Genomic DNA, 11,718 nt, shown 5'->3' with positions numbered 1-11,718 from the left:
ACGGGCCCGGCAGCGCGAAGTTGGTGTGCGAGCGGGTTTCGGCGCCCGTGGCAAAACTGATGCTGCCGCCGCTGCCCGACGGTGCGCCGTTTTTGCACAGATTGGCGTCCTGCCCGGCGGGCCGCTCCTTGACCCTTACATCAAGGGACTCGCCGGGGATCTGGCGTCCAGCGATACTGGTCGCGTCGGGCTTGATGCTGGCACTCTGCCCGGCGCCCGCTTTCCGGGCATCAAGCGAGCGGAGCAATCCTGCTGCAACCCACCCCACGCAGCCTGCCTGCGTGGCCTTGCCTTGTTGCCGCACCTGCTTGCCCAACAATGCGGCGAACTGGCGCAATGCCTGGGCGTTGGTGCTGACCAGCGCCGGCGACTCAAGGGGTGAATTCTGTTCGAGAGGGGGGCGGGCAGCCGCGTTGCGGCGAAGGAATTGATAGGCTGCGTCGTAGAGGTTGGAAAACGCAGCGGCTGGATCGCGCAGTTCGGTCGTTGCCGATGTGCTTGCCCCCAGGGTGGCCGGCGCAGAAGGCTTCATCCGGGCCAGGGCCTCCAGGCCGTTCGCAAGGTCAGAGAGCAGGCTTTCGCCGAAGGCGGCCGCCGCGTCCAGCAGAGCGGGGAGTCTTGACTGTATCCGCTGCGCGAGGTCTTCCAGTTCTCCCTGGATGCTGTTGTTCAGGTTGGCGGTCAGGGTGCGCAGTGCCGCCTCGCCCACCAGCCCATTACTGGCCTGCAGGAGTTCCTGCCGCGCCAGGAACAGGGTGGGCCGCAGCATCATGCGGGCAGCGGCGGTACCCGGCTCGGGCATCAGGCCGATCAGGTTCAGGCTGACGCTCAACCAATCAGAGGCGTGAGGTTCGGGGTGGGTCGTGAGGGTGACGATATCGCCGAGCAGATCGGCCAGGTTCAGGATGTTGAGAACGGCGGGGAAATTCCCGGCGACCGTGCGCAGACGGTCCAGGTTCACGCTGCCATGGCTGATTGCGCCCAGCCATTCGTCGAACGCCGAAATGCTGAGGGCCACGTCGCCCAACTGGATCTGGTTGAGCGGGGCAACCGAGATTGAACGCTCGCGGGATGCGTTGGTGAAAGTGCTGGATGTCTGGCCTGCCATAGATCTCCCGAAGCCGAGCACCTGCGGCTACGGTACGGCAAACCAGGTTAGCCGCAAGCCCTCAGCAAATGTGGATGTACATGGACTTCTTCAGACGCCAGCATGGGCATTGATCAACGGCGGGGATATGAGACGACACCGAAAATTCATGCCGAAATTCCGCAACTCGTACGAAATTCAATCCACGATCGTCGTTGACGATGTGGATCTTGCCCCTCGGATTGAGTGCCCTCAGGGCTGTGTCGGTGAATGCCATCTGCTTCGTCCATATGTCCAGTAGGGGATGATCTGCCTCCCCTTCTTCCGCGCTCAAGGTGCGATGCGGCGGATATCGAGAAGCGCACCGCAACTCAGCGGTAGCGTGATGCGCTTAGGACGACGCGCGCGACGAAGTGGCGCACCATGTTGACCTATTCGACTCAGAAAGTCGGCTACGACTACAACCAGCTGGATTCCGAGGGAGCGACGGCCTACCCCTCGTTCACGCAGGCATTCGATGCGTTCCCGTGGGTCGCGCAGCATACCGAATGGAACGAATTACAGGATCGCCCGTTGCCCGCGCTCGTGCGGCAACATGGCGGTGATCGGCGTGAATTGTGGACCACTGCGATTGAACGACGCGCATTCGGACGGCTTCCAGTTGAATGCCGTATCCATACGGAGCGATGCACGTCGGCGACTACGCCTTGTGCGTCGACAGCAAGATACTCGTCTCGGTATTCGCGATCCCGTCGATCAACCGGATCGCGCCGAGCACACGATCGAAGTGCTCGAGCGAATCGGCATGCAGCTCGGCGACGAGATCCCAGCGCCCGTTGGTACTGTGGATCGATGTGACGTTCGGATGCCCGCGCAGCACCTTCACCACTTCCGCGCCGCGGTTGCCCTGCACGGCGATCGACATCAGCGCGCGGATCCGGTGGCGTTCCGCCGCCGGCTTGAGCCGCACCGTATAACCGACGATCACGCCGTTTTTCTCCAGCCGCGTCAGCCGGTTCTGCACGGTCGCGCGCGCGACGCGCAGTTCCTTCGCCAGCGCGACGACGGGCAGTCGCGCGTTGTCGCGCAGCAGCGCGATGAGCTGCCGGTCGACATCGTCGAGCGTGATCATGGGCGGAGCTTCCTGTTGAACGTGAACCGGCCCCAGCGTGCCGGAGGCTGCGCATTCTGCGCTAGCGAAACCTGTCAAAGTGCCGGATCGCGTTGGCAATCTGCCAAGTCTATCGATAAATCTGCCACTTTTGCTGTCTTTTTGTTGGCTCGACTCGCGGAAATAATGACGTATCGACCGGCCGGACACGCCGCGCCGCCGCTTTCCATACAAGCCCGAGCCGCGCCGAAGCTCCGCCCGGTCGACCAGAACGCCAGGGACATCCGTACCGGCACTGAGAACTTGGAGACAGACGCATGACCCGCTTCCTCGACGTTCCCGCCACCGCCCGACTGATCGCCAGCACCGGCGTCACGACGTTCCTGCGCGAACTCGTCGACACGCTGCGCGCCGATTACCTGCGCTGGGCCGACTTCGACAAGTCGCCGCGCGTCGCGTGCCACTCGCGCGACGGCGTGATCGAACTGATGCCCGTCGCGAACGCGTCGCTGTTCGCGTTCAAGTACGTGAACGGCCACCCCGTCAACGCCGCGCGCGGGATGCACACGGTGATGGCGTTCGGCGCGCTCGCCGAAGTCGACACCGGCTACCCGCTGCTGCTCGCCGAACTCACGCTCACCACCGCGCTGCGCACGGCCGCCACGTCGGTGCTCGCCGCACAGGTACTCGCCCGCCCCGACGCGCGCACGATGGCGCTGATCGGCAACGGCGCGCAGAGCGAATTCCAGGCGATCGCGTTCCACACGCTGCTCGGCATCGACGAAATCCGCGTGTTCGACGTCGATCCGCGCGCGACCGACAAGCTCGTGCGGAACCTCGCCGCGTACCCGGCACTGCGCGTCGTGCGTGCCGCATCGACCGCCGACGCCGTGCGCGGCGCCGACATCGTGACGACCGTCACCGCCGACAAGGCATACGCGACGATCGTCACGGCCGACATGATCGAGCCCGGCATGCACCTGAACGCCGTGGGCGGCGATTGCCCGGGCAAGACCGAGCTCGAAGCAGGCGTGCTGCATGCGGGCCGCGTGTTCGTCGAATTCGAGCCGCAGTCGCGCATCGAGGGCGAGATCCAGCAGATGCCGGCCGACTTCCCCGTCACCGAGCTGTGGCGCGTGCTGCAACGCGAGACGGCCGGCCGCGAACGCGCGGACGAAGTCACGGTGTTCGACTCGGTCGGCTTCGCGCTCGAGGATTATTCGGCGCTGCGCTACCTGTATGCGCTCGCGCAGCAGCACAACGCGGGCGTCGAGATCGCGCTGATTCCGCCGGCCGTCGACCCGAAGAACCTGTTCGCGCTGATCGACGATCCGGCCGCGATCGCGCAGGGTCACGCGGCATACGTGACCGAAGCCGTCGCCGCGTTCGCGCGCTGACCGTGATGCCCGGGCGGCCGGTGCGCCGCCCGTTTTCTGCCCTTCGCTCCTGCCTGTCATGAATCTCGTATCGATCCAGGCGCCGGCCGCCGTCGTGATGATCCGGCCGCACCGCTTCCTGCCGAACCCGCAGACCGCGGCCGACAACGCCTTCCAGCGCACGGCCGGCAACGGCACGCCCGACCTGCCGTCGGTATCGGCCGCCGCGCGCGACGAAGTCACGGCCGCCGCGCAGACGCTCGCCGATGCGGGCGTGCGCGTGCATGTATTCGACGACCACGGCGAGCGCGACACGCCCGACTCCGTATTCCCGAACAACTGGTTCTCGACGCACCCGGGCGGCCATATCGCGCTGTATCCGATGTACAGCCCGAACCGCCGCCGCGAGCGGCGCGCGGACGTGATCGAGATGCTGAAGGCCGAATATCGCGTGCAGGACGTGATCGACTACTCGGGCCTCGAATACGACGACGTGTTCCTCGAAGGCACCGGCGCGATGGTGCTCGACCACGTCGCGCGGATCGCTTACACCGCGCGCTCGCGCCGCGCCGATCCGGTCGCGCTCGAACGCTTCTGCACGCATTTCAATTTCGAGCCGATCTGCTTCGACACGGCCGATGCCGACGGGCGCGCGATCTATCACACGAACGTGATGATGAGCGTCGCCACCGAATTCGCGATGGTGGGTCTCGACCTGATCGCCGACAGCCGGCGTCGCGGAGAAATCGCGCAACGCCTGACCGAAACGGGGCGCGCGGTGATCGCGCTCGATCCATCGCAGATCGCGAATTTCGCGGGCAATACGCTGGAATTGTCGGGCAATGACGGGCGTGTGCTCGCGCTGTCGCGGCGCGCGTTCGATTGCCTCACGCGCGACCAGCGCACGGTGATCGAGCGCTCCGCGCGGCTGCTGCCGCTCGACGTGCCGACGATCGAGCTGGCCGGCGGGTCGGTGCGCTGCATGCTCGCGGGGATTCATCTCGCGCGGCGGGCCGTTGCGCCGGACGCGATCACCGTGGAGTCGGCCGCATCGTTGCGTGAAGCGATGGCGCCGGTCTGACCGCCGCACGATCCGTACAAACGAAAACGGCTGCCGATGCATCGGCAGCCGTTTTTTCAAGGTCGTCGAATCCGTGAGCATCGACGGCATGCTCAGGTATCCCGACGATACCGTCGCGTCACCGCGCCGCTCACCCCGCCAGCAACTTCAACCCGGCCGGCAGCGTCTCGCCGAACACGCGTACCGTATCGGCTTCGTCGAACGCGATCGCTTCGCGCACCATGTCGATCCACGCCGGCGACGCATTCGCGGCCGACAGGCGCTTGATTACCGCGTCGCGCGTCACGTCCGGCAAATCGCGCGAACGGTCTCCGGTCATCCGCGCAATCTGCGCAGCGGCAAACGCGGCCGGCTCGACCTGTTTCCAGTCGAGCGCGAACAGCGCATCGAGCCAGCCACCGGCGACTTCCGCCGGCACGACGCTGTGCGCACTGCCGTAAAACGGCCGGCGCGCACCGATGCGCCCGAGCGCCCACGCGCACAGCGCACGCTCGGCAGGCTTCTGCAATTGTGCGATCAGGCGTTCGGCCAGTTCGACCTTGCGCTCGACGGGCAGCCGTTCGAGCGACGCGGACAGCCGCGTCATGTCCGCCGGGCCGACCTTGCCCGGATCGAACGGCAGCTTGCGCCGCTTGTCGTCGGACGGTTCGAGGAACGCGATCGCGTCGCGCACCTGCGTCTGCGCATCGTCGTCGAGACCGCCGGCCACGCGCCGCCACAGCGTCCACCACTCCGACCACACCTGCCCGTCGGTCACGTACTGGATCCCGTCGTCGAACAGCGGCCACAGCTGCTCGATGCGCCAGGCATCGAGCGGATGACCGAAACCCGGACGCAGGCAATACCCGGCAAGGTTCAGCCACGCACGCTCGTGATCGGCCGAACGGCGGCGGCGGCGGGCGCGCGCGAGCAGCGCGTCGAACAGCTCGCGCGCGAGCGCGACGTCCCACGCTTCACGCGCGCCGAGCACCTGTTCGAGTTGCGCGCGCAACCGGCGCGTGTCTTTCGGCGCGACACCTGCTGCCTTGCTGCCGAACGAGCGCTCGATCAGCTCGATCGCCTGATCGAGCCGCGGATGTCGCGCGGGCGCGGCGTCGTCGCCGTGCACCGGCGCATCGCCGCGCAACTGGAATTCGAGCTTCCAGCGGCGCGCCGCATCGTCGGTCGCGATGCAATGCATCTCGAGCGTGCCGACCTCGGTCAGCGACGCGGTGAGCTTCACCGGCGTTTCGCGCGCGTCGCCGCCCGCCTTCGCGTCGACGACCGTCGCGATCGGCGGCAGCCGCACGAAATCGCCGCCGTCGAGATCGACGAGATCGCCGGCCCGGTACGGGGTCTCGGCCACGGTCGACATCAAGTGAAAACGCACCGGCTGTCCGAGCTGCAACGCGAACGTGCGATCGTCGAGCCGGATCTCGCGGCCCTCTTCCGCACCGCGCGGCAGCAGGCAGACGCCGCGTGCGGCGGAATCGGCCGCGCCGTCGTCGAGCACGAGGAAATAGCTGCGCGCGGACCCGCCGCCGATGCGCGGCGCATGCCCGGCACGCGCGAGCCCGTACGCGACCGCGCCGCGTGCGACGGCCACGTCCGGATGCGCGTTGTGCAGCACGTCGAGCGGCGCGCCGCGCCATGCGCCGAGCGTCTGCGCAAGACGGCCGGCCAGCGCGCCCGCGCGGAACACGCCGCCGTTGAGCAGCAGCGTGTCGGGGAGCGGGCCTTCCGCATGGCGCTGCAGGAACGCGGCGACATGCCGCGTGACGGCCGCGTCGCTCGCATACGGCAGACCGAATTCGACGATCGCGGCGCGTGCACGGCGCGGCAGCTCGCCGGCTTCGACCTGCGGGAAGAACCCGTCGACGACGATCTGCTCGACTTCCTGCCGCGTCAGCTCGGCCGAACGCGCGCCGCCGACGAGCCTGCTGCCCGCGCCGAGCAGCGTGACGGTGACCGACGCCGGCGCATTGTCGCCGAGCAGCCGTTCCTTCGCCGCGCGGCAACGCTCGACGAGCTGCGACAGGCTCGCGGCCGACAGCCGCGTGCCGGGCTCGGTCAGCCGCGTCTCGACCAGGCGCGCGAGCGCGAGGTCCATGTTGTCGCCGCCGAGCATCAGGTGGTTGCCGACGCCGACGCGCGTGAAGGTGGGCTCGCCGTCGTCGCCCGGCGCGACATCGACGAGCGTGAGGTCGGTCGTGCCGCCGCCGACGTCGCAGATCAGCACGCGCCGCGCGGCGGCGAACGTGTCGCGCAGCGTGTCGCGCTGGCCGTACAACCAGTCGTAGAACGCGGCCTGCGGCTCTTCCAGCAGCCGCAGCGCGGGCAGCTTCGCGCGTCGCGCGGCCTCGACCGTCAGTGCGCGCGCGCCGTCGTCGAACGACGCGGGCACCGTCAGGATCACGTCCTGCTTCGCGAGCGGCGCGTCGGGAAAACGCGCGTCCCACGCATCGCGCACGTGCGCGAGATAACTCGCGCTCGCGTCGACCGGCGACACCTTGTCGACACCGTCGGCCGCACCCCACGGCAGGATCGCCGCGAGCCGGTCGACCGACGCGTGCGACAGCCAGCTCTTCGCGCTCGTGACGAGCCGGCCCGGCACCTGCGCGCCGAGCGTGCGCGCGTAGCGGCCGATCACGGCCGGCGGATCGCCGGCCGCGTTTGCGCTTGCCTTCGCGGCGGCCGCCCACGGCAGCCGCAACGTGTCCGGCGGCAGCTCGCCCGCCGCCGGGTGATAGCGCACCGACGGCAGCAGCGGCTGCGCGGCCACCGCGCCGGGGCCGACCAGTTGCTCGACATCGAACACGCGGATCGCGTCGGAACCGGCCTCGACGTAAGCGACGACCGTATTGCTCGTGCCGAGGTCGATCCCGACCGTATAGCGCTTCATCGCGCTCAGGCGGCGCCGCGCACGTCGAACTCGACCTTCCAGCGCTCGTTCGTGCCGCTCGGGATCGCCTCGAGTTCGAGCGTGCCGGCTTCGGTCACGCGTGCATGCAGCTTCACGGGCACGACCTCGCCGACGGTGCGCCCTTCGGCCGGCAGCGTCGCCTGGATTTCCTCGAGCTCCTGCAGTTCTTCCGGCGACCAGTAGTCGAGCAGCGTGCCGACCTGGTCCTGGCGGCGCACCGACGAACCGAAGAAGCGGAACTGCACCGGTTCGCCGACGACGAGGCCGAACTCCTGCGGCGGCAGCGCCGCGTCCGAGCCTTCCTCCATCCCGAACGGCGCGACGCACAGCGCCTGCACCGGTGGCTCGAGCCCCGGCACCGCGGGCATCGCCGATTCGATCGCGACGTAGTACGCACGCGCCGTGCCACCGCGAATGCGCACGCCACGGCCGCGCTTCACGTAGCCGTAGTACGCGGCGCCGCGCGCGACCGCGAGATCGAGATCCGCGCCTTCGAGCAGGCGGGCGGGCGGCACGCCTTCGGCGGCGAGCCAGTTGTTGAGCGTATCGAGCACGCGCTGCGTGAGCAGCGTCGACTTGAACACACCGCCGTTGAACAGCACGGCAGTCGGGTGCAGGAACGTCGCGCCCTGCGGCAGCGTGCGCTGCAGGCCCTCGAGCGAGTCGAGCGCCGCGACCTGGCGGCCGAGGAACGCCGCGAGATGGCGCGTGATGCCGGCATCCTGCGCATACGGCAGGCCGAGCTGCGTCAGGCCGACGCGTGCGCGGCTCACCGGGCGCGCGGCTGCGTCGACCTGCGGGAAGAAGCCTTCGAGGATCGTCTGCGTGAGTTCCGCGCGCGTGAGCTCCGTGCGGATCGACCCGCCGATCAGCTTCGAGCCGCGGCTCGGCACGACGAGCGGCACTGCGTCGGTCGACGGATCGGACAGCAGCGTTTCCTTCGCGGAACGGCATGCGTACGTGAGCGCCCGCAGCTGCCACGGATCGGCCTGCGTGCCCTGCTGCGCGAGCTTGCGCGCGACCACGTGCGCGAGCGCGAGGTCCATGTTGTCGCCGCCGAGCAGGATGTGCTCGCCGACCGCCACGCGATGCAGCTCGAGATTGCCGTCGCGCTCGACCACCGCGATCAGCGACAAGTCGGTCGTGCCGCCGCCGACGTCGACGCACAGGATCAGGTCGCCGACCTGCACCTGCTTGCGCCAGCCGCCCTGGCTCTTCTGGATCCAGCTGTAGAGCGCAGCCTGCGGCTCCTCGAGCAGCGTCATCCGCGAATAGCCGGCGGCGCGGGCGGCCTCGGCCGTCAGTTCGCGCGCGGCCGGGTCGAACGACGCGGGAATCGTGACCGTCACGTCCTGGTCGGCGAACGGCGCGTCGGGATGCGCGTGGTCCCACGCTTCGCGCAGGTGCGTCAGGTAGCGGATCGAGCTTTCCAGCGGCGACACGCGCGACACTTCCGGCGGCGCATCGCTCGGCAGGATCGCCGCGCGGCGATCGACGCCCGGGTGGCACAGCCAGCTCTTCGCGCTCGACACGAGGCGGATCGGCGTGCCGGCGCCGCGCGTGCGCGCCATCTCGCCGACGGCGAAGGCGCGCGAGGCCGTCCACGGCAGCGTCAGGTCGCCCTGCGTGAGTTCGCTTTCATGCGGCAGGTAGAGGAACGACGGCAGCAGGTCGCGCGACTCCAGCGCGCCGGGCGCGGTGAGCTGCGCGATCGGCAGCACCTGCTGCGTGATGGTTTCGCCGTCGCTCGCGGCGCTGTCGACATACGACAGCGCGCAGTGGGTCGTACCGAGATCGATACCGATCGAATAACGCGGATCGCTCACAGTTCCACCTCCGCCGGTGCGACGACCGAGGCGTCGTGGCTGCCCGTCAGCTTCGGCAGGCGCACGTCGGCCACCCGCCAGCCGCGATGGCTGACCGTGCCCGTGAACGGCGCGGCGCCGACCACGTTGCCGGTCACGCGCACGGCCGTCGCATCGAAACCGGCCGGCAGCGTCACGCGGCTGCCCTCGGCTTCGTCGCGCACCGGCACGATCGTGAAGTGTTCGCGCAGCGCGGCACGGCAGCCGTCGTGCACGAGGCGCGCGGCTGCGCCGATCTCGGCGTCCGCGTAACCGGCGATGTCTTCCTCGACGAAGTCGATGAAGCGCGCATCGCGCTGCAGCAGGCCGAGCAGTTGCAGCGCGGCCTGCGGGCTCGCTTCGCGCAGTTCGGGGGCCGGCGCCTTCACGGGTGCGGGGGCCGGCGCAACGGGCGCGGCAGCCGGGGCCGGGGCCGGCGCGACCGGCGCCGGGGCGCCGTCGCGCACGCGCAGCACGCCGGCTGCGAACTCGCGGTTGCCGAGCACGGAGAAGAACGTGCCGACGGCAAGCGACAGCCGGCCGAAGAAGGACAGGTTGGATTCGGGCATGAGGTCTGGACTCCTGTGGGCTCGCGACACGGCGAGCGATCTTGCCTGGGCGCCCGGCGGCGGCGTGCGGATTGCGCACTGCCGCCGCCCGGCGCGTGATTCGGTCGCGCCCTCGCGGGTGCGGAAAACCCGTATTTTGCCCTGTGGCGGGCGAACCGGGCAGAAGTTGGGGGACAGAACATTGCGGCGCGACGGTTTCGGCCGCGCCGGCGCGCACGGCGGCCGTGTCCGGCCGCGATGCTGCGGCGCGTCAGCGCGGCTTGCGCCGCCGGGCCGCCTTCGCTTCGAAATCGCGCGACAGCATGCCGAGCGTGACTTCGCCGAAGCGGGCGAGCAGCGTCGTCTCGGCCTCCTTCAGCGTGGCCGACAGGTGCGCGTTGACGGCCTGCTCGACCAGGCATTCGGCCTCGTCGTCGGTGACGAGATCGGAGAACAGCGGCGGCTCGCCCACCGCGCCATAGACGTCGAGCAGCGTGATGTCGTCGAGTGCGACGCTCAACACCCACCCGCCGCCATGCCCCTTCTCCGACTGCACGTAGCCGTGGTCGCGCAAGCCGCCGAGCAGGCGTCGCACGACCACCGGGTTCGTGTCCAGCATCGTCGCGATCGTCTCCGACGTCAGCGGGCCGTCGGCCTGGTCCATGTGGATCAGCACGTGCAGCATGCGCGACAAACGGCTATCGGTTCTCACGGGCGGCGCCCCTCTCTCGAAACTTTTGAAGTTGCGTGAATGATACCATCGCCCTATCATGCAACTTCTCGTGTTTCATGAGTTGGATGCCATCGGAACACGTCCTACATTCACGCAGGTTCAGGAAAGGAGCGGGTGCATGCATGACCATCATGAAGTGATCGTGATCGGCGGCAGCTTTGCGGGGCTGTCGGCCGCGATGCAGCTTGCGCGGGCGCGCCGCCGCGTGCTCGTGATCGACGCCGGCCGGCCTCGCAACCGCTTTGCCGCGCACGCGCACGGCTTTTTCGGGCAGGACGGCAAGCCGCCCGCGCAGATCGTCGAGGAAGCCGCCGCGCAACTCGCCGCGTATCCGACCGTGCGGCGGATCGCAGGCGACGCGCGCACGGCCGAGCGCGATGCGGACGGCCGCTTCCACGTGACGCTGGCCGACGGCAGCCGGGCCAGCGCCGACCGGCTGATCCTCGCGACGGGCATCCGCGACGAACTGCCCGCGCTGCCGGGGCTCGCCGAACGCTGGGGCGTCAGCGTGCTGCATTGTCCGTACTGCCATGGGTACGAGGTGAGCGGCCGGCGGCTCGGCGTGCTCGCCACGCATCCGCTGTCCGTGCATCAGGCGATCCTGATTCCGGACTGGGGCCCGACGACGTGGTTCACGCAAGGCGTGGTCGAGGCGAACCACGAAGAAGCCGCGTTGCTCGACGCGCGCGGCGTTCGCATCGAGCGCTCGCCGGTCGTTGAAATCCTGGGCGACGCGCCGCGTATCGAAGCGTTGCGGCTCGCCGACGGGCAGGTCGTGCCGGTCGATGCGCTGTTCGTCGGCGCGCGTACGGCAATGGCGAGCGATCTCGCGCAGCAGCTCGGCTGTGCATTCGACGACGGGCCGCTCGGCCCTGTCGTGCGCGTCGATGCGGGGAAAGAGACCAGCGTCGCCGGCGTGTTCGCGGCCGGCGACGCGTCGACGCCGATGAGCAACGCGACGTTCGCGTCGGCGTCGGGCGCGATGGCCGGGGTCGCCGCGCATCGGTCGCTGATCGTCGGGCTGCGCGCGTGACGC

The 11,718-nt window shown here is 69.1% G+C and carries 8 protein-coding genes and 2 pseudogenes; 4 read left to right on the top strand and 6 right to left on the bottom strand.

The annotated features are described in order from the left end of the window. Positions 1-1,108, bottom strand: a pseudogene (locus tag FOZ70_RS20015) (hypothetical protein); the annotation flags it as partial. A 402-nt stretch (positions 1,109-1,510) separates the two neighbouring features. Between FOZ70_RS20015 and FOZ70_RS38540 the strand changes: the two are divergent. After that, positions 1,511-1,769 (top strand): annotated as a pseudogene (locus tag FOZ70_RS38540) (hypothetical protein); the annotation flags it as partial. 18 nt (positions 1,770-1,787) lie between these two features. Here the strand turns inward: FOZ70_RS38540 and FOZ70_RS20010 are convergent. Beyond that, a complete protein-coding gene (locus FOZ70_RS20010) occupies positions 1,788-2,219 on the bottom strand; it encodes an Lrp/AsnC family transcriptional regulator (RefSeq protein WP_042974028.1) in 432 nt (143 codons plus the stop codon). Positions 2,220-2,515: 296 nt separating this feature from the next. Between FOZ70_RS20010 and FOZ70_RS20005 the strand changes: the two genes are divergently transcribed. Both FOZ70_RS20005 and FOZ70_RS20000 read left to right on the top strand, forming a co-directional pair. After that, positions 2,516-3,595, top strand: coding sequence for an ornithine cyclodeaminase (locus tag FOZ70_RS20005; protein WP_059489025.1), 1,080 nt, complete (start codon positions 2,516-2,518; stop codon positions 3,593-3,595). A 58-nt stretch (positions 3,596-3,653) separates the two neighbouring features. Then, entirely contained in the window at positions 3,654-4,655 is a 1,002-nt protein-coding gene (locus FOZ70_RS20000) for an arginine deiminase-related protein (RefSeq protein ID WP_219706572.1), read from the top strand. 130 nt (positions 4,656-4,785) lie between these two features. On the opposite strand, the gene FOZ70_RS19995 is transcribed toward FOZ70_RS20000, so the two are convergent. From FOZ70_RS19995 to FOZ70_RS19980, 4 genes are all read right to left on the bottom strand, one after another. Then, positions 4,786-7,536 carry an Hsp70 family protein gene (locus FOZ70_RS19995; protein WP_219706571.1) on the bottom strand — a complete coding sequence of 917 codons (2,751 nt, stop codon included), beginning with the start codon at positions 7,534-7,536 and terminating at the stop codon, positions 4,786-4,788. Between the two features lie 5 nt (positions 7,537-7,541). Further along, complete coding sequence (locus FOZ70_RS19990; protein WP_219706570.1) at positions 7,542-9,383, bottom strand: Hsp70 family protein; 1,842 nt, start codon at positions 9,381-9,383, stop codon at positions 7,542-7,544. Further along, a complete protein-coding gene (locus FOZ70_RS19985; RefSeq protein ID WP_124588707.1) occupies positions 9,380-9,970 on the bottom strand; it encodes a DUF2760 domain-containing protein in 591 nt (196 codons plus the stop codon). Before FOZ70_RS19985 ends, FOZ70_RS19990 begins: the two co-directional genes overlap by 4 nt. 250 nt (positions 9,971-10,220) lie before the next feature. Further along, on the bottom strand, positions 10,221-10,661 hold the full coding sequence (locus FOZ70_RS19980; RefSeq protein ID WP_104767394.1) for an Rrf2 family transcriptional regulator: 441 nt from the start codon (positions 10,659-10,661) through the stop codon (positions 10,221-10,223). 139 nt (positions 10,662-10,800) lie between these two features. Between FOZ70_RS19980 and FOZ70_RS19975 the strand changes: the two genes are divergently transcribed. Continuing rightward, complete coding sequence (locus FOZ70_RS19975; RefSeq protein WP_219706569.1) at positions 10,801-11,715, top strand: NAD(P)/FAD-dependent oxidoreductase; 915 nt, start codon at positions 10,801-10,803, stop codon at positions 11,713-11,715. Positions 11,716-11,718: the final 3 nt, after the last annotated feature.

Origin of the sequence: Burkholderia sp. COPS (assembly GCF_019425585.1) — a bacterium.
Taxonomy (GTDB): Bacteria; Pseudomonadota; Gammaproteobacteria; order Burkholderiales; family Burkholderiaceae; genus Burkholderia; species Burkholderia cepacia.
The sequence above is the reverse complement of the archived record's forward strand: the minus strand, read 5'-3'. Positions and strand labels throughout refer to the sequence as shown.